Consider the following 19,048-nt stretch of genomic DNA (forward strand, 5'->3'; position numbering starts at 1 on the left):
GTTGATTTTACCACACTCTGTATATTCTTTTCGCCTCTAATTTAAGCTTTTTAATTGAAATGTAAATAGAAGAACTTTATACTTACTAATTGTAAGTATAAAAAAATAATGATTATCAAGGAGAAACTATGATCACAATTGAATTTTTTCACGACGTTATCTGCAGTTTTTGTTTTCCCATGTCCTATAGAATGAGACAAGTCCAAAAAGAGATGCCCGAAATAAAGATTATTCACCGCTCTTTTGCTTTAGCTAGAAATGAAGAAGACCATGAGCGAATGTTTGGTTCTAGAGAAAATGCGAAAAGCGAGATTTTATCGCATTGGGTTCATGCTAATCAAAATGATGATCTTCATCGGTTTAATATTGAAGGAATGCAAGAAGCTGATTTTCTTTTTCCAACTTCTATGAACGGTTTACTTGCTGCAAAGGCAGCGGGTGTCGTTGGCGGGGAAACTGGTTATTGGGCTATTTTTGATGCATTGCAAACAGGTTTATTCGTTAATAGTCAAAATATTGATGATATTACTGTGATTGAATCGATTGTTAAAGATAGTTCGATTGATTTTGAAAAATGGCAACAAGCTTTTACTGATCCCACAACTTTAGCTTTAGTTGAAGACGATTTTCGTTTAGCAAATGCTTACCAACTTACAGGCGTCCCCGCCTTGATTGTTAATGGAAAATACTTGATCAGCGGTGCCCAGCCAATAGAGCAAATCATCCAAGCGATTCAGTCAATCAAAGAAAAAGAAGCTCCGATCATTGAAGTGATCGAAAATAATGACTCAAGAAATGGCTCTTGTAATATGGAAGATGGAAAATGGGTTTGTGAAGATTGATTTATACCAACATAAAGAAAAGCAACTTTCTAAAGAATCTTTGTTGCTTTTCTTTTTTGATAAACAAGTAAAGATATCTTTACTCTTCAATTCGACTCTGCTACAATTAAGTAAAGATATCTTTACATAAATTAGGAGCTTATAATCATGAACGTTCATAATAAGATTAAAGAAATACGTGAAAGTAAAAAGATACCCCAAATTCAGATGGCCACTGATTTAGGCGTGTCTAGACAAACAATGAATGCTATTGAAAAAACGAAGTATAACCCAAGTTTGGCATTGTCTTTAAAAATAGCAAAATATTTTGATATGCCTGTCGAAAAAATTTTTCAGTTAGAGGAGGAAAATAAATGATATATATACAAATACTTATAATGATTATTTTTATAGTTGCCGCATTATTTGCGATAGCATCTGTTTTTAATGCTATCAGTGTACTGCTTCAGGTAAAAAAAGGAAACCTAGATGAATTAGAGAAAAAAACTGTTTCAGATTCATTAGTCTATACTATGTTCGTTCTGTTGTTTTTGCATTTGATTCAATTTATTTTAGGAATGATAGTCAATTTTATGCCAGATAGTCAATTCCATTACTACCCAATTATTTCTGGTGGACTACCTTTTAGGGAAGTCATGGGAAATTCCCCTTGGCATTTCGAAGCGCTCTTTTTCGACTTCTTGATTTTTTCAATCATTTATTTTTTCAGAAAACGAAAATATAGAGATTAAGATACTATTCTAGTATCTTAATCTCTTACTTTTCTCTCAGCGTTCTAAACAAGACTAGATTTACAACATTTCGGTTTTGCACAATCATTATGGCGCTCATGAAAATCATCGCCACTTTCAAATGTCACAGCTTGCAAATCTTTCAGCAAAGCCAATCCCTTATATTGTTGAAGATCTTCATCGCATTCTTCACACCAACGTTCGTCACCTTCACTCCAAAAAGCTGCTAAATAATTAACTTTTGTATTTATGTACTCATATGTTGAAGAAAGTTCTTGCCATTTTTTTATGTAGTAACGTTCCGCATCTTCTAAACAATTAAATGTTTTATTTTCTTCGATATCTTCCTTCCAGTCTTCAAAAAACCACCAAGGCTCATTATCGCCGTACATTGTAACAACTTGGTACATTGTTTGATCACTCCAATTCTTTCTACAAGAGCTATTCTAGTCACTTAGTATAAAATTTTCAACTTAAGTGCTTGTGAAATAGTTTTTTGTTTAAACGTTCATTATTTTAATTTTACCATAAGTTATTCTAAGCGAAAGAATAAACGTTGTTTTTCTTTTATTTGATTGCGAATAGAAATAGCATTTGCTAAAATATGGAAAGAACAGAAAGGAACGTTTCTTATGATGAAAAAACCTGTATTTTGGAACTCGATTGCGATTTATTTACTTTTATATAATAATATTTTGCTTGTCATTTCATTGATCATGGCGTTAAAAGCTGTGGTTGAAGGAAATGGAACTTTTGGAGCGGATGTTTGGTATCAGATTTTTGTTTTTCTCATTTATATTATTGTGATTGCCGGATTAATGACTGGTGGTAAAAAAGGATATATAGCCTCAATACTCTTTATCCCATTCATCTTTCTCATGTACTTTTACCCTCCGATGATGGTCAGCATGTTTCCTAAAATGATCATGTTAGCATTTCGTGTGGTTGAATTCGTTTCGATGATTTATCTGGTTGTTTCACCAGAATCTAGAGCTTATGTACAATATTCCAATCAAAAAAACGAGTAGGAATTCTCTCTACTCGTTTTTTTTTAGATATATTGTAATACTTTTTCTTCTTGGTAGGCTTGATCAATCAATCCCCCACCAAGACATTCCATACCGTCATAAAAGACAACAGCTTGACCTGGCGTAATTGCACGAACAGGTTCAGAAAAGATTACTTTGGCTGTCGTTCCATCACCAGTTAGGACAACTTTAACGGGTATATCATCTTGACGATAGCGGAATTTCGCCGTACATTCAAATTCTTTTGGCATTTCCGTATCAACAGTGAAATGAATTTCACTTGCATCTAAATGCGTTGCATATAATTGTTCATGATGAAACCCTTGTCCAACATATAATGTATTCGTTGCTAGATCTTTCCCGACTACAAACCAAGGTTCCTGTGAGCCCTTGCCACCACCAATACCTAGGCCTTGGCGTTGACCGATCGTATAATACATCAAACCATCGTGTTGTCCTTTGATTTCCCCATCTAAAGTAACCATATTTCCTTTATTAGCAGGTAAATAGGTACTTAAAAATTGTTTAAAGTTCTTTTCTCCAATAAAACAGATACCTGTTGAATCTTTTTTCTTCGCTGTTGCTAAATCAGCGCGTTCTGCAATTGCTCGAACCTCTGATTTTTCCATGCCGCCTAATGGGAACATCGTTTTAGCTAATTGCGCTTGAGATAATTGACTCAAGAAATAAGTTTGGTCTTTATTATTATCTACACCGCGTAACATACGTACGGTGCCGTCTTCTTTTCTTTCGACTTGGGCGTAATGTCCAGTTGCTACATAATCTGCGCCTAATTGCATCGCGTACTCCAAGAAGGCCTTAAATTTGATTTCCTTATTACACATTACATCAGGATTTGGCGTCCGTCCCAATCGATATTCTTTAAGGAAATATTCAAATACACGATCCCAATATTCCTTTTCAAAGTTAACTGAATAATAAGGAATACCGATTTGATCGGCAACTTTCGCTACATCTTTGTAGTCTTCGGTGGCTGTACACACACCATTTTCATCCGTGTCATCCCAGTTTTTCATAAAGATACCCACGACGTCATAGCCTTGCTCTTTTAAAAGCAACGCCGTAACAGAAGAATCTACACCTCCGCTCATGCCAACAACGACACGAGTTTTGCTGTTATCTGTCATTTGATCACCATCATTTCAATTTAGATTCTGAATGCATCTACGATTTGAAGGTCGTAACTTTTCAGTGATACTTATTATACTAGTATTTTAGAAGAAGTAAAGGCATTAAGAGTGAACAACTTTCTTCTTTTCAAAAATTTTCTTCATTTTGAAAGCAAAAAAATAAGACTCGATCTTTTTCGATCTTGTCTTATTTTCAAAATTCAAGCTTTTTCCAAAACATCACGGCTAATCATACCATCCATCAAGAAATAAAACTTTTCCTGACTCATTTCATGAGAGTCGCTCTTGAAGATATTCATAGATTTCAAGCCATTTGCCGTTGTCACTGACATTTTCAGTGTTTTCAAATCTTCAGCGATCGTAATTTTTAATTTAAAGCCTTCTTTACTTTGGGGTGTTGCATCCAAGGGACGAATCAACTGAAAATTTCCTGAATTCGTTTCAGTGAAACCATTATCTTTTAATGTGTATTTTTTTGCTTGTTCATTTACCTTATAAAATACCGTACATCCTTCTACTGTTGCTTTTTCTTTAAACGCCATTTCTCCACCTCTTTATTTATTGTCTCTTTTATTATAGTTGGTACGCTTTCTTTTTACTAGTTCTAATCCTATTTTTCTTAAATTACTGCTTAATTTTTTGAATTGTTTCAATTAATATTGCTGTGAATCGTTGAATTTGCTCTTCATCATTGCCTAATCCAAAACTGATTCGAACAGATTCCTTGATTGCAGGATGATTCTTACCATACATCGCTTCTAAAACATGAGAAGGATCTACTGTTCCAGCAGTACAAGCTGAACCTGTCGAGATTGCTACACCTTGAAGATCTAAGTGCATCAATAATAAATCACTTGGAACATCTAGAAATCGTAAATTCAGAATATGAGCTAGCTTATTTTCAGGATTACCATTGATTTGATAAGAAATTTGCGCTTTATCTAATTGTGTTAAAATAATACGTTCAAACTCAGCATATTTTTCATGTCGTCGTTGTTTTTCACTTTCAGTCAAAAGCTCAACCGCCTTGCCCATCCCTGCAATACCAGCTAAATTTTCTGTTCCAGCTCGACGTTTTTCTTCCTGCTCCCCACCATGTAAAAATGAAGGCAATGAAATAGCATCATTTTTAAATAAGAAACCGACACCCTTTGGCCCATTGATTTTATGAGCCGCAATACTTAACAAATCGACCCCAAGTTCATGAGGTGAAATCAGTTCAGAACCATATGCTTGGACAGCATCTGTATGAAAAACTGCTGGATGAATTTTTAGTAATTCTCCAATTTCTTTGATTGGTAACAAATTGCCAATTTCATTATTGCCGTACATCACAGAAACCAATGTTGTATCTTCTCGTAACGCATTTTCAAGATCTGTCATTGCCAATTCTCCATGCTCATCAACAGGCAGATAGGTTACTTCAAATCCTAAACCTTCCAAATACTTCATTGTTTCCAAAACAGCTGGGTGCTCAATTGCCGTTGTGATCAGGTGCATTCCTTGCGCTTTTCTAGAAAGTGCTGTTTCAATGATTGCTGTATTATCTCCTTCAGTACCACCGCTATTAAAGATGATTTCATGAGGTTTGACTTTAAGGCTTGTTGCAATCACTTGCCGGATATCTTCTAATGCACGATGCGCCTTTCTGCCAAATGTATGGATACTAGACGGATTACCAAACGTATTGGCCAATTCACTGGCCATTATCTCAATAACTGCTGGATGTGTTGGAGTTGTTGCTGCGTGATCTAAATAAATGGGTTCCACTGAACTCGTCCTTTCTGAATCCTTTTAATTGGAATTATTTTAACATACCTCACACTGTTCCTCAAAGGTTGATTCTTATGCCACTTACTTGATGAAGCATTTTTCCTTGCGATACGTATAAATATTGCCATACGTAAAGACTGCTATCCCTGCCCAAATAAAACCAAATGCGATAAATTGATCTGCTGAATAAGGCTCGTGGTATAGAAATAGTGCAGATATCAACATTAATGTTGGCCCTACATATTGAATGAATCCTAGAATAATATAAGAAATTTGTTTTGCCGCTTGTGCGAAAAGTAATAACGGAATCGCTGTAACGATACCTGCTCCCATCAACAATACATTAGTGGATACGTCATAATTCATAAACCCTTGTCGTGAAAAGAAAACTAGATAAATCAGAGCAACTGGAAAAATGACAAAGGTCTCAATCGTCAAACCGGTATATGAGCTTACCGTCACGCCTTTTTTGATCAAGCCATAAAAACTAAACGTTACAGCCATAACTAAGGGGGCAATAGGAATTTCTCCCGTTTGGATCGTTAATAAAAGAACACCTGCCAAAGCTAGTCCACAAGCGATCATTCCTGAACGACTCAATTTTTCTTTCAAAATCAATGTTGCTAGCAAAACATTCACTAGAGGATTCATATAATACCCCAAACTAGCTTGAGTAACATGTCCTTGACTAACTGTGTAAATGAAAGTAAACCAATTCACTGAAATCAATATAGCTGCACAAATAATAGCAAATAATTTTTTCTTATCCTGTAATACAATTTTGACTTCGGCTAAAAATAATGCCCATTTTTTTGTAATCAAAATATAAACGATCATAAATAAAAATGACCAGACAATCCGATAACATAAGATATCTAAAGGATCAACCGTTGGCAGCAACTTCCAATAAATTGGAATGATCCCCCAAAATACATAAGCGATAAATCCTAACAAAATACCCTTTTTCTGTTCGTTCATATGTTTAGTCCCTTTCTTTTACTCGTAACATTTGTCATAAGTACGTTTTAATCAATCAAAATAAATACTAAAAAGAAGTTCAGTCTAAAGCAATAGCTGAACTTCTTTCTTGGTTTAAACAGATTATTATTATTATTTTTCTTCTAAACGAAATAGCGGACTCATTGGTGTATTTTCATGAATTCTTTTTACTGCTTCACCCATCAGTTCAGCACAAGAAACGATATTCAAGGCTTCTGGTTTACGGTCTTCAGAGATAAATACAGAATCAGTCACACAAATTTGTTCAATTGGTGAAGCATCTAACGTCTCTTTAGCACCTTTAGACAATAAACCATGAGAAGCACAGGCGTAAATGCATTTTGCGCCATTCTCTTTTAAAATCTCAGCGGCAGTTGTCATCGTACTACCTGAATTTAAAATATCATCAACTAAAATACACGTCTTGCCTTTGACCTCTCCAATAACATATCCTGAGCGCACACCATCAACTTCATCTTGGTCAATGATCGCTAGTGTTGCATCTAAATACTCAGATAAACTTCGGGCACGCTGTACACCACTATTTTTAGGTGAAACGACTACGATGTCCTCACCTGTCAATTGTTGCTGGCGATAATTATGCGCAAATAGCGGCATCGTAAATAAATTATCTACTGGAATATCGAAGAATCCTTGGACTTGAACTGTATGTAAATCCAATGTCAGCACTCGTGTAGCTCCAGCTTCTTCCAATAGATTAGCAACTAATTTCGCTGTGATCGGTTCTCTTGGTTTAGCTGTTCGGTCCTGTCTGGCATATCCATAATAAGGTAACACCACATTAATTGTTTTAGCACTTGCTCGTTTTAATGCATCAATCATGATCAACAATTCCATCAAATTATCATTGACTGGAAGATTGGTCGACTGAACAAGAAAAACATGGTCCCCACGAATACTCTCTTCAATATTGATTTGAATCTCTCCATCACTAAATTGGCGTACCGTGCTTTTTCCCAGTTCAGTCCCGACAACTTCAGCAATTTTCTCTGCTAAAGGACGATTGGCATTCAAACTAAAGATTCGTAATGTTTTATCCTGGTATTTTTGGGTCATGATTTCCTCCGTGATCTAGATATTTTTCTATTCTTACTAATTTGAAACTTCATATTCTATTTTACCACTGATTCTAAAAAAAATCATGGATCTTTTTCTAACTTGTGACAAATAGTTGAAAAAAATTCGACGATTAAACGAAGAAATTTCGTGCTTACAAAACTGTTCGTCAAATCGCTTAGGATCACCTTGATTTTCTATAGTCAATGAGCAAAAATAAAGAATACTCGGAGGTGATCGACTCATGCATCAAAACAAACATCGCAAAAAAAGTAATCTCTTGATACCAACAATCGTTTTATTTATTTTAATTTTTCTTGTCGGCTTAGAAGTATATCTTTTATTTTTTCAAAATCATACTAGTCCTACTAAATCTACAAATGAGTCGACAAGCAAAACCACGCAATCATCGGCTATACTCACTAAAGATGCCCAACAAGCAGAAAACTTCAATCAAGAGGTACGCCCTGATTCAGATTTGGCTAAAGGGATTGATCAAAAGTTAACAGAAAATCAATTTGTTGGGTCTGCTCTAATTATTCACAACGGGCAAATTATTTTACAAAAAGGATTTGGAGATGCAAATATAGCGAAAAAATTACCAAACACGTATCAATCGAATTTTCAAATTGGTTCAATTCAAAAAGGTATGACTGCTGTTTTAATTTTACAGCAAGTTCAAGCAGGAAAACTATCTCTTGATGATACCCTAGACAAATTCTATCCTGATATAGCAGATAGTTTCAAAATAACAATCCGTCAGTTACTTTCTATGTGTTCTGGATTGTATCAAAAAGAACAACCTAAAGTTCGAATGTCTGATGATGAATTCCTTCGCTTTTCGATTTCAAATGCTGCAATGGGTATTTATGGGAAATACAAATACGAGGCAGTCAATTATCGAATTTTAGCTGGGATTTTAGAAATATTAACCAATATATCTTATCGCACACTTTTTGAGCAAACCTTTATCAAGAATTTACAGTTGCGAAATACATTTTTTTATGATGATTTCCTAAACTCACTAAACCGAACGTACGCCTATAAAAAACCAGATGAAACAGGTGTTACATCTGAGATTAGCGACGACCCTTTGCTGTTTGACCAAGAAGTTGGTACAGGAAATATCGGGATGAGTGTTGGCGATCTCTACTTATTCTACTCAAACTTGCTTGAAGGAACGTTTATTGATCAAAAAACGATAGATCAACTCTGGACTTCTGATACATTAAAAAAATATATGGGCGGTATTTATAATTACCCTAATTATATCAAAGGACATGGAGCAGAAGAAGGTTTTGAATCAACCGCAATGATTTCAAAAGATCGAAAAAATGCAGTGATTCTCCTTTCAAACCAACCCTCTAAAGGTAAAAATCAAGGAGAATTAGCGAGTACTAGTTTTAACTTATTAGGACCTTATAATTAGTCAATGATCTGAAAAAAGCTGGGAGACAATACTTGTTTCCTAGCTTTTTTCGTATCGTTTTTAGGCAAACCTAAAAAATGGATTGATTTTAATTTAAGTTTATCATATACTTATTTTAAGGCAAACCTAAAAAGGAGGTTTTTTTATGTCTATAAATAATAATAATCTTACAATCGAACATTTAACAGTTAGTTATCAAGGTCAAAAAGCCTTAGTCGATATTTCTTTACAAGTTCCTGCTGGGAAAATCACTGGAATCATCGGTCCAAATGGTGCAGGAAAATCTACTTTTCTAAAAGGCATGCTAGGATTGCTTAAGGCAGATTCTAGAACGGTATTTATAGGAGACCAACCTCTTAATACTCAAAAGAAAAGAATCGCTTACGTCGAACAACGTAGTGCATTAGATTTGTCTTTCCCTATCAATGTATTAGAGGTCGTTCTTTTAGGAACTTATCCAAAACTTGGAATCATGAAGCGTCCTGGGAAAAAAGAAAAAGAAGAGGCTTTAGCGTCACTAAAAACAGTTCAATTAGAAGAATTTGCTAAGCGTCAGATTGGTGAATTATCTGGTGGACAATTACAGCGAGTATTCATCGCTCGAGTACTTGCACAAAAAGCAGATATCATTATTTTAGATGAACCATTTGTAGGCATTGATATGACGAGTGAAAAAGTCATCATGGATATTTTAAAACAATTAAAAGAAGCTGGAAAAACCATTTTGATCGTACATCATGACCTTCATAAAGTGGCTCATTATTTTGACGATGTAATCATTTTGAAGAAAAAACTAATCGCAAATGGCCCCGTTGTAACAACTTTTACCAATAAAAACATTCAATTAGCATACGGTGACACAATGGGCGATATTATTATCAAAGGAGTGGCTGACGCATGATAGCAAATTTTATTGATGGGTTGGTTCGTTACCAATTTCTACAAAACGCTTTGATCACTTCGATCATTGTTGGATTGGTTTCAGGAATCATTGGCTCATTTATTGTTTTACGAGGAATGTCCTTGATGGGGGATGCAATTTCACATGCTGTACTTCCTGGGGTAGCGGCTTCTTATATGTTTGGTGTCAATTATATCTTTGGCGCTTCGATCTTTGGTATTTTAGCTGCTTTATTGATTGGGTTTATTACGCAAAAAAGTCAATTGAAAAATGATACAGCGATCGGTGTCGTTTTCAGTTCATTTTTTGCTTTAGGAATCATTATGATCTCTTTCGCAAAAAGCTCGACTGATCTTTATCACATTCTCTTTGGAAATGTTTTAGCGGTTCGAGATTCTGATATTTTGATTACCGCAATTGTTGGGATCATCGTGTTGATTTTTGTTGGATTATTCTATAAAGAATTGCAAATTACTTCTTTTGATCCAACAATGGCACAAGCATACGGATTAAATGTTCAATTTTTCCATTACGCTCTGATGTTTTTATTAACATTAGTTGCTGTTTCTTCTTTACAAACAGTTGGAACAATTTTAGTGATCGCCATGTTGATCACACCTGCTGCTACTGCCTACTTGCTGACCAACCACCTGCCTACAATGATTACCTTAGCTTCACTTTTTGGAATTCTAAGTTCAATCATCGGCTTATTCTTTAGTTATTCGTATAACTTAGCATCAGGTGCGACAATCGTTTTAACCGCTGCAGCATTTTTCGTTATCGCGTTTCTATTTTCACCTAAAAAAGGACTATTTTTTGTCAATAAACTAAAAACGGAGGAACCAACTTTATGAGAAAAAAAATACTTTTTATCACAGCACTCGCTAGTTTATTTTTACTAGCTGCTTGTCAGTCTAAGTCTGCAGATACCTCAGACAAAGAAAAAATCAATGTTGTTGCAACGAACTCGATTCTTGCCGATATGGTCGATAATGTTGGAAAAGATTTAGTCAATCTACACAGTATTGTGCCTGTTGGAACAGACCCGCATGAATATGAACCATTGCCAGAAGATGTTGCCAAAGCCTCTGAAGCAGACGTTTTATTCTTCAACGGACTTAACTTAGAAACAGGCGGAAATGGTTGGTTCAACAAGCTGATGGAAACAGCTAAGAAAAAAGAAGATCAAGACTTTTTCTCCGTAAGTAAACAAGTCGAACCAATGTATTTAACCAGTGCTGGACAAGAAAACGAGCAAGATCCACATGCTTGGTTAGATATCCAAAACGGTATTTCTTATGTGGAATCAATCAGGGACACATTATGTGAAAAAGACCCTAAAAATAAAGAAACCTATGAAAAAAATGCGAAGGAATACATTGAAAAACTAGCTGCTTTAGACAAAGAAGCAAAAGAAAAGTTCGCAGATATTCCAGAAAATAAAAAACTACTGGTTACAAGTGAAGGTGCCTTTAAATATTTCTCTAAAGCATACGGATTAACAGCTGCCTATATTTGGGAAATCAATACAGAAAGCCAAGGAACACCTGATCAAATGAAACAAATCATCGATCAAATCCACAAAACAAAAGTCCCTGCTTTGTTTGTTGAAACAAGTGTAGACAAACGTAGCATGGAACGTGTGTCAAAAGAAACAGATTTACCAATTTACAGTACGATTTTCACTGATTCCATTGCTAAAAAAGGCGAAGATGGCGATAGTTATTACGCTATGATGAAATGGAATTTAGATAAAATTCATGATGGATTGATGAAATAAAAAACTGCTTCTAACCTTGTTTAAAAGGTCAGAAGCAGTTTTTTTCATTGTATCAATTCTTCGATATTGATTACACGATCTGTAATATCTGCATAAAATTCTTCTTCATGGGAAACGATAATGACCGTTCCCTGAAATTGTTGAATTGCTTGACGTAAACTCTCTTTTGCTGCTGCATCGATATGATTCGTTGGTTCATCTAAGAAAATAATGTTACTTGTATCCATCGTCAATTCACTTAGTTTTACTTTCGTCTGCTCTCCGCCACTTAATAAACGCAATTGCTGATTTACTAACTTATCTGGTAGTCCACATTTTGCTAAGTATGTGCGAATTTCTTTCACTGTTTTTTTAGGAAATCGATCACTTAAATAAGCTAAAGGGGTCAAATAATCATTTTCCCACGTCAAATCTTGTGAGAAGTAAGCAACCTTTGTATTTGATGGATATTGGTATTCACCACTGATTGCGTTGATTTTACCCGTTAATGTTTTGATCAAGGTTGATTTACCAATCCCATTAAAACCCTTGATTGCCACTTTTTCTCCACTGTGAACAGATAGATTGATCGGTGCTAATAAAGGTTCAGCATACCCAATCACTAATTCATCTGTGATCAATGCTAAACTTGCCACGATCGGTTGATAGGGAAACTGAATTTGTGGTTTTACTAAACTACCTGGTGGTGCCATACGCTCCACTCGGTCTAATTGCTTTTGACGACTTTTCGCCATGGTTGCACGATTCCCTGCTTTGTATTTTCGAATATAAGCCTCCGCCTTTTCTATTTTTGCTTGTTGGGCATGGTATTGTTTTAAATAGCTTTCTTTGTTTTGTTCTTTTTGAGCAAATGATTTTTCCACATTTCCTGTATATTTCGTTAATTTGCCAAATTCAATGTCACAGATGCAATTTGTCACAGCATTTAAAAAATGAAAATCATGAGAAACTAAAATAAAGGTTCCATCAAAACCATTTAAATAATTGATTAGCCACTGAATATGAGTATCATCTAAATAATTTGTCGGTTCATCTAATAGTAAAACATCTGGTTCTTCTAAGAGTAGCTTCGCTAAAATAACTTTAGATCGTTGCCCACCACTTAATTCATTCATTGGACGGTCTAATCCAATTGCTTCAATTCCCAGACCATTGGCAAGATCATTGATGATTGTATCGATTTGATAAAAATCACTTTCATCTAGCTGTGTTTGTAAATTCCCAGCTCGTTCTAATAATTTCTCTGCACCAGTTTCGCCATATTCAGTGTATAGTTCATTGATTTTGCTTTCGATTTCGTATAACGGTTTGTATGCTTGATGTAGAAATTCATTGATTGAACTGTTCCCAATGACTTCAACATATTGATCCAAGTAACCAATTTTTGTATTATTTTGCCATACGATCGTTCCATCGTCTGCCAAAATTTCACCTGTTAAAATCTTGACTAAGGTTGATTTTCCTACACCATTTTGACCTGTTAACCCCATATGGTCTCCTCTATTGACGCGAAGCGATGCGTCTTCATAAAGAATTTTTTCACCAAATCGTTGTGTTAAGTGTTCGATTGTTAATAGATTCATAATTTTTCCTCTTTTCCGTTTTCACAAAGATTTTTTTGATCTCTTTGCTGTTCATTCGTTGTAAATCATAGTAAATATCTGTTTTATCTATTCAATAGTTAAAGCTGCTTAAACATCGATTTCGTACGTTTAGCTGAAAGGTCATTTATTTATCAAATCAAAAAAACAAGCGATCGAATAGGCCCCACCTATCTATCCCTTGTCAGTATCAACAAAGGACAACGCACGAAACACGTTGTCCTTTGATTAGCACTATAAAAATCAAGATCATCGTCAAAAGCAACACTAAATAAGACTACAACTTAGTCTCAAAAATTCAGTATTTATTTAGACGATGAAGCATTCATTTTATTAGGCTCCACAACAATGCTTCATCACATTCATTTGTCGGGAGCTACTTCTTTTCACAAATTTATCTGAAAGAAAAAACATTCTTAATCACCTTTCTTTACAAAAAATAGTTTAACATAATTGTTTTGAAAAGCAAGAATGTTGCTATATCTTCTATCCTCTTTGTACAATGTGCTGAATCGTTTTATTTTTATCTTTAGACGTTTCTTTTTTCCAAGTGCAATAAAAAACATAATTATTAAAGTCTATAATACTTCAATAATTATGCTTTTACATGTTACTATCCGATTGAATTTAAATACGTCAGTGCATAACGCACATGAAATTCTGTTGCTAACGCCAATCCAGCTTCATCGATATCAAATTTTTCATGATGATGGCCATATTGTGTATCCGGATTGTCTAAATTTCGTGTTCCTACTCGACCATAAACGCCAGGTGCTTTGAGTAAAAAATCAGCAAAATCATCTGCACCTAAACTCTTAGTATGATCTGTAACGACATTCTCATTTCCAACTATTCCTGCTGCTACTTTTTGTGCTAATTCAGTTGCAGCATCATCGTTGATCAAAGGTCCTGCTGCATCATGAATAGTAAAAGACGAAATTTTTGTTCGATGGGCTTCCGCAATTTGATTTGCAATCTCTTCCACACGTTTTAAAACAAATGCACGTGTCTCATGACTAAATGCTCGGACTGTTCCTTCTATTTTAGCATGGTTGGCCACAATATTATATCTAGTTCCAGCATCAAGTACGCCGATTCCAACGACAATAGGATCTAACGGACTAACTTCTCTTGCAGCTATTTTCTGTAGTTCTACGACAATACTTGCCGCTGCTAATACAGCATCCCGTCCAACATTTGGTTGCGCCACATGACTGCTTAAGCCTTCAACTTCAATTTTAAATATATCACAAGAAGCATTAGTGGCTCCTTTAGTCGCGACTAATTTCCCCACAGGAACACTTGAATCTAAATGGATACCAAAAACTTGATCGATATTTTCTACAAAACCACCATCGACAAATTGACAAGCGCCAGCACCAATTTCTTCTGCTGGTTGAAAGGCTAATTTAATTGTTCCAGCAAACTCGTCTTTATGGTTTTTCAAAACTTTTGCGGCGCCTAACAATGCTGCAGCGTGACCATCATGACCACATGCATGATTTAACCCAGGATTTTTAGATTGGTATTTTTTCCCTGTTGCATCTTCTAATTCTAAAGCATCAATATCAGCTCTTAAAATGATTGTTTTACCAGCTTTTCCTCCGACGATTGTTCCAAGTACTCCAGTTTCTCCTACTTCTTCGAATGGAATAGACAGCTTGTTCAGTTCTTCTTTGATTCGTTTGATTGTTTCAAATTCCTTTAAACTAGCTTCCGGATATTGATGGAAATGACGTCTTAAAGCGATCACTTCATCTGCATTTTGCTGAATTTCTTCTTTGATCGATTGTTTCGTTACTATAGTCATTTTAGCGTCCTCCTCTTATTTTCTGCCGAATGTTTCCCATGCTGGAATACTTGACCCTTTTGATGTTTCTTCGATGACTTTTTTTGTTTCTTCTTGTTGATAGGTGTCGACTACTTTATTGTATGTTTTATTTTCTTTATCTGCTTTACGTGCAACAATGATATTGACATAAGGTTTTGATGTTTCATCCACAGGTTCTAAGAAAATCGCATCTTTTGTTGGGACAAAACCAGCATCTACAGCCATTCCACTATTGATCACCGATGCATCGATATCTTGAAGTGCTCTAGCCGTTTGTGATGCATCTAATTCTGTTATTTTTAAATCTAATTTATTTTCTGTAACATCACTTACGGTTGGTGTTTGCTTCTTCGCAGGATCCACTTTAATTAGCCCAGCACTTTGTAATAACAATAACGCTCGACCGCCATTTGTCGCATCATTTGGAATTGCGATTTCAGCACCCTTTTTTAACTCTTTGACATCTTTAATTTTAGAAGAATAAATACCTAATGGCGCACTAACCGTATTACCGATCGACACAAGCTCTGTTTTGTGTTCTGCATTATAGTTATCTAAGAAAATCTGATGCTGGAATGAGTTCAAATCAATTTCTTTCTCCGCTAATGCAGCATTTGGTTGCGTATAATCAGAAAATTCAACAAGCTGAAGGTCGATTCCATCCTCTTTCAAACGTTCCTTTACTGATTCTAATACTTCATTATTCGCACCAACAACACCTAATTTTACGACTTCATTCTTTTCACTTTTGGCACTCCCCGCAGAACATCCTACTAATACAAACCCAACTGTTAAAGCTAATCCAATAATTTTAATTGTTTTTTTCATTTAAATTTCCTCTTTTCATTTTTTTAATGTGATGTTTTCTTAATCAATGTGTTACTTATAAACTGACTGGCAAATACTAAAACTAAGATAATCAATGTTGCGACAACTGTCACATCCGTTTGGAATCGGTTGTAACCTCTGGTAATTGCTAAGTTGCCTAACCCACCAGCGCCAATTGCGCCAGCCATTGCGGTTAAACCAATTAAATTGATGACTGTAACAGATGAAACGCGGATAATACTTGGTAAGCCTTCAATTAAATAAACTCTAAAAATAATTCCCAAAGGACTTGTTCCCATTGATTCCGCTGCTTCGATCACACCTGGATCAACTTCTAATAAGGCGTTTTCGATTTGACGTGCAAAAAATGGAATCACCCCTATCACCAACGGGACTAAAGCAGCCGTTGTTCCAATCGTTGTTCCTGTTAAAAAACGAGTGATCGGCTGGATCAATGCCAACATGATGATAAAGGGAATGGATCTACAGATGTTGATAATTTTTTCTAAAATATTATAAAGAACATTATTCTTTAAAATGCCTTCTGGCCCTGTTGCAACAAGTACAACACCAAGTAGCGTTCCTAAAATTCCAGCAATGATCGCTGTCCAAAAAACCATGTATAGTGTTTCGATCGTGCTATCAATAAATTCTTGTTTTAGTAATAAGACATTAGGAAAATAATTTTGTAAAACGTCTTTCATATAATTCGCTCCTTTTTATATTTAATTTAGATAACATGTAAAGGTATGATGTTTTCTTCTGGTTCTTTCTTTTTCAACACTTTGATTTTTACACCTTGTTTTTGTAAAAAGTCCAATGCTTTTTCTCGTTGGTGTTCTTCTCCCGAAAGAATGACGATCAAATTGCCAATTGGTACTTGCTGCAAGATTTCTACATTTCCATATAAAATATTCGTAACCACATGATATTTGCTATAAAGTTGAGCAATCAGCGGTTCGCTTGTTTGCTCCCCTACATAAGAAAATTCTACCAACACTTCATTTTCACTCAGATTTGTCAAACTTGGATGCTGTATAATTGTTTCTAGCGCTTGATCGATATGTGTTGCCGTTCGGATAAAGTCCTTCGTCAAGGCTTCTTTAGGTTGACTGAAAATCGACACAATATCATTTTCTTCGATCACCTGTCCATCTTCCATCACAGCGACTTTGTTGCAAATTTCTTTCACAACTTGCATTTCATGCGTGATCAGAACAATCGTCAAACCTAACTCTTTGTTTAACTTCTTTAATAAGTCTAAAATTTGAATCGTTGTTTTAGGATCTAATGCGCTAGTTGCTTCATCACACAATAATATTTCCGGATCATTGGCTAATGCTCTAGCAATGGCAACCCGTTGTTTTTGCCCGCCTGATAATTGGCTAGGATAAGCGTCTTTTTTCTCTGAAAGTCCTACTAGTTCAAGCAATCGTTCAATTTTTTCTTTTCGTTGTTCTTTTGAAAGGCCAGAATACTTTAGAGAAAAATCAACATTGGCAAAAATTGTTCGTTCCTTCATCAAATTAAAATGCTGGAAAATCATGCCGATATTTTTACGCTGCGCTCTTAGTTCTTTAGGTGAAAAACTAAGAATATTTTTATTGTTGATAATGACTTCGCCTGAGCTTGGCCTTTGAAGTAAATTGATTACTCGAACCAAGGTACTTTTTCCTGCCCCTGAATAGCCAACAATGCCGAATACATCTTCTTTTTCAATCGTTAGGGAGACATTTTTCACTGCATCGATTTGTTGTTTTTTCTGAAAAAAGGTGACATTAATATTTTTTAATTCAATCATTTTTGTTCCTCCTGTAATTCTTTCGGTATAAACCAATAATTTCCTTGGTTATGTTCGTTCAAGTATTTTTTGAACTCGTCTGAATGATAGGCTTTCACCACAGCTTGTGCCCAAACGCTCTCTGAATTTTTTTCATCGACCGTTGCGACTAACTCATAGTCTTTTAACACATCTTCTGAAAGTAGACTGTCTTTTGGATCAAGCTTGGCACTATAGACAATGCTTCCTGGAATCACCGCAAAATCTAAATCTGCTAAACTTCTAGGAATTTGAGCCGATGACATTTGAATCAGTTCTAGATTCTTAGGATTATTAACAATATCTTCTTTCGTTGCCTTGACTGGATCAATTCCTGTTCTCAATTTGATCCAACCTGCTTTTTGCAAAAGATTGAAGGCTCGTGCAGTATTTGACGCATCATCAGGAATACCTATTTTATCGCCTTCTTCTACTTCATCTAACGTATCCCTTTTCCCCGGAAACACCCCTGCTGGAACAGTAGGAATCGCTGTAATTCCAACCAAATGAGTTCCTTTGTTCTCATTGAAGTTATTCAGATAAGCAGTATGTTGGTCAACATTTACATCAATTGCTCCCTCTGTTAAGGCTACATCTGCTTGGATTAGTTCTGTAAATTCGGTTTGCTCTATCCGATAACCCTCCTTTTCTAAGATGGGTTTGACTGCTTCTAAAAATAATTCGCTATACGGACCGGGTGAAGTCCCAACTCGAATGATTTTTGCTTCTTTTTCTTTGTTTACAGCAGAATTTCCATCATGACCGCATGCCGTAATTGCGACTAGTCCCGTCAAAATCAACACTATATTCAAAAACTTTTTCCTCATGCATCGTTCCTCCATTATTGTTATTTATAAAAAGAAAAAAGCATCCTCAAATGTAAAAAATTATACATTTGAGGACGCTTTTGCGTGCTACCACCTCTATTTGATATCCACTCACATAGATATCCTCATCAAGTACGTCGATCAATGATCGATTATACTCTAGCACATTAACGGGTGCATCCGTCGCTGTCTTATGAATTTCTCACTCGAAGCGCTGCTCAATGGCCATTTTCCAGATTTCGTTTACCGCTTGTTTTCAGCTACCCAAGCTCTCTGTTAGATATCGTCTTATCTGTACTTTCCATCTCATTGCTTTAATTATTTAGTTGTTTGAAGAATCAATATTTTCTCCGTTAATCTTATACTTTTAATCTTGATGAACATAAAAATAGCCCTCTACCAGCTGCTGCTAGTAAAGGGCGAATAATCGC

20 protein-coding genes and 2 other annotated features (1 of these 22 running past the window's edge) are annotated in these 19,048 nt (G+C 35.5%); of the genes, 8 read left to right on the forward strand and 12 right to left on the reverse strand.

The window, feature by feature from the left end; genetic code table 11:
• The first annotated feature begins 128 nt into the window (after positions 1–128).
• The 3 genes from IGJ02_RS11825 to IGJ02_RS11835 all read left to right on the forward strand — a co-directional run bounded on the left by IGJ02_RS11825 (position 129) and on the right by IGJ02_RS11835 (position 1,573).
• Entirely contained in the window at positions 129–842 is a 714-nt protein-coding gene (locus tag IGJ02_RS11825; protein ID WP_430602115.1) for a DsbA family oxidoreductase, read from the forward strand.
• A gap of 147 nt (positions 843–989) precedes the next feature.
• Positions 990–1,199, forward strand: coding sequence for a helix-turn-helix transcriptional regulator (locus IGJ02_RS11830; RefSeq protein ID WP_010762999.1), 210 nt, complete (start codon positions 990–992; stop codon positions 1,197–1,199).
• Complete coding sequence (locus IGJ02_RS11835; protein WP_010762998.1) at positions 1,196–1,573, forward strand: hypothetical protein; 378 nt, start codon at positions 1,196–1,198, stop codon at positions 1,571–1,573. Before IGJ02_RS11830 ends, IGJ02_RS11835 begins: the two co-directional genes overlap by 4 nt.
• 44 nt (positions 1,574–1,617) lie before the next feature.
• On the opposite strand, the gene IGJ02_RS11840 is transcribed toward IGJ02_RS11835, so the two are convergent.
• Positions 1,618–1,983 (reverse strand): DUF1033 family protein, encoded by a 366-nt coding sequence (locus IGJ02_RS11840; RefSeq protein ID WP_010762997.1) that lies wholly within the window; start codon positions 1,981–1,983, stop codon positions 1,618–1,620.
• 222 nt (positions 1,984–2,205) lie between these two features.
• Here IGJ02_RS11840 and IGJ02_RS11845 point away from each other — a divergent pair, with 222 nt between their 5' ends.
• A complete protein-coding gene (locus tag IGJ02_RS11845) occupies positions 2,206–2,601 on the forward strand; it encodes a hypothetical protein (RefSeq protein WP_430602116.1) in 396 nt (131 codons plus the stop codon).
• A 23-nt stretch (positions 2,602–2,624) separates the two neighbouring features.
• On the opposite strand, the gene mnmA is transcribed toward IGJ02_RS11845, so the two are convergent.
• The 5 genes from mnmA to IGJ02_RS11870 all read right to left on the reverse strand — a co-directional run bounded on the left by mnmA (position 2,625) and on the right by IGJ02_RS11870 (position 7,601).
• Positions 2,625–3,749 (reverse strand): tRNA 2-thiouridine(34) synthase MnmA, encoded by a 1,125-nt coding sequence (gene mnmA, locus IGJ02_RS11850; protein ID WP_010762995.1) that lies wholly within the window; start codon positions 3,747–3,749, stop codon positions 2,625–2,627.
• A gap of 203 nt (positions 3,750–3,952) precedes the next feature.
• The gene (locus IGJ02_RS11855) at positions 3,953–4,294 is read right to left on the reverse strand and encodes a DUF1831 domain-containing protein (RefSeq protein ID WP_010762994.1); all 342 of its coding nucleotides are present in this window, start codon (positions 4,292–4,294) and stop codon (positions 3,953–3,955) included.
• Between the two features lie 82 nt (positions 4,295–4,376).
• Positions 4,377–5,522: a cysteine desulfurase family protein gene (locus tag IGJ02_RS11860; protein WP_010762993.1), complete on the reverse strand. Its 1,146-nt coding sequence runs from the start codon at positions 5,520–5,522 to the stop codon at positions 4,377–4,379.
• A gap of 84 nt (positions 5,523–5,606) precedes the next feature.
• Positions 5,607–6,503 (reverse strand): EamA family transporter RarD, encoded by an 897-nt coding sequence (gene rarD / locus IGJ02_RS11865; protein ID WP_430602117.1) that lies wholly within the window; start codon positions 6,501–6,503, stop codon positions 5,607–5,609.
• Positions 6,504–6,635: 132 nt separating this feature from the next.
• Entirely contained in the window at positions 6,636–7,601 is a 966-nt protein-coding gene (locus IGJ02_RS11870; RefSeq protein WP_010762991.1) for a ribose-phosphate diphosphokinase, read from the reverse strand.
• 244 nt (positions 7,602–7,845) lie between these two features.
• On the opposite strand from IGJ02_RS11870, the gene IGJ02_RS11875 reads away from it, so the two are divergent.
• From IGJ02_RS11875 to IGJ02_RS11890, 4 genes are all read left to right on the forward strand, one after another.
• Positions 7,846–9,030: a serine hydrolase domain-containing protein gene (locus tag IGJ02_RS11875; RefSeq protein WP_430602118.1), complete on the forward strand. Its 1,185-nt coding sequence runs from the start codon at positions 7,846–7,848 to the stop codon at positions 9,028–9,030.
• 145 nt (positions 9,031–9,175) lie between these two features.
• Positions 9,176–9,931, forward strand: coding sequence for a metal ABC transporter ATP-binding protein (locus IGJ02_RS11880; protein WP_010762989.1), 756 nt, complete (start codon positions 9,176–9,178; stop codon positions 9,929–9,931).
• Positions 9,928–10,785, forward strand: coding sequence for a metal ABC transporter permease (locus tag IGJ02_RS11885; RefSeq protein WP_010762988.1), 858 nt, complete (start codon positions 9,928–9,930; stop codon positions 10,783–10,785). Before IGJ02_RS11880 ends, IGJ02_RS11885 begins: the two co-directional genes overlap by 4 nt.
• The gene (locus IGJ02_RS11890) at positions 10,782–11,711 is read left to right on the forward strand and encodes a metal ABC transporter substrate-binding protein (RefSeq protein ID WP_430602119.1); all 930 of its coding nucleotides are present in this window, start codon (positions 10,782–10,784) and stop codon (positions 11,709–11,711) included. Before IGJ02_RS11885 ends, IGJ02_RS11890 begins: the two co-directional genes overlap by 4 nt.
• A 44-nt stretch (positions 11,712–11,755) precedes the next feature.
• On the opposite strand, the gene IGJ02_RS11895 is transcribed toward IGJ02_RS11890, so the two are convergent.
• From IGJ02_RS11895 to IGJ02_RS11920, 6 genes are all read right to left on the reverse strand, one after another.
• On the reverse strand, positions 11,756–13,294 hold the full coding sequence (locus tag IGJ02_RS11895) for an ABC-F family ATP-binding cassette domain-containing protein (RefSeq protein WP_430602120.1): 1,539 nt from the start codon (positions 13,292–13,294) through the stop codon (positions 11,756–11,758).
• 631 nt (positions 13,295–13,925) lie between these two features.
• Positions 13,926–15,122: an amidohydrolase gene (locus IGJ02_RS11900; RefSeq protein ID WP_430602121.1), complete on the reverse strand. Its 1,197-nt coding sequence runs from the start codon at positions 15,120–15,122 to the stop codon at positions 13,926–13,928.
• Between the two features lie 15 nt (positions 15,123–15,137).
• On the reverse strand, positions 15,138–15,971 hold the full coding sequence (locus IGJ02_RS11905; RefSeq protein ID WP_430602122.1) for a MetQ/NlpA family ABC transporter substrate-binding protein: 834 nt from the start codon (positions 15,969–15,971) through the stop codon (positions 15,138–15,140).
• Positions 15,972–15,994: 23 nt separating this feature from the next.
• Positions 15,995–16,675: a methionine ABC transporter permease gene (locus IGJ02_RS11910; RefSeq protein WP_430602123.1), complete on the reverse strand. Its 681-nt coding sequence runs from the start codon at positions 16,673–16,675 to the stop codon at positions 15,995–15,997.
• A gap of 26 nt (positions 16,676–16,701) precedes the next feature.
• Positions 16,702–17,772, reverse strand: coding sequence for a methionine ABC transporter ATP-binding protein (locus IGJ02_RS11915; protein WP_430602124.1), 1,071 nt, complete (start codon positions 17,770–17,772; stop codon positions 16,702–16,704).
• Entirely contained in the window at positions 17,769–18,617 is an 849-nt protein-coding gene (locus tag IGJ02_RS11920; RefSeq protein ID WP_010762981.1) for a MetQ/NlpA family ABC transporter substrate-binding protein, read from the reverse strand. Before IGJ02_RS11920 ends, IGJ02_RS11915 begins: the two co-directional genes overlap by 4 nt.
• Before the next feature lie 67 nt (positions 18,618–18,684).
• Positions 18,685–18,936, reverse strand: a binding site (T-box leader).
• Between the two features lie 93 nt (positions 18,937–19,029).
• Positions 19,030–19,048 (reverse strand) — a binding site (T-box leader) (it continues 216 nt past the right edge of the window).

The sequence above is a fragment of the Enterococcus sp. DIV0724b genome, from assembly GCF_050531475.1.
GTDB classification, from domain to species: domain Bacteria; phylum Bacillota; class Bacilli; order Lactobacillales; family Enterococcaceae; genus Enterococcus_L; species Enterococcus_L haemoperoxidus.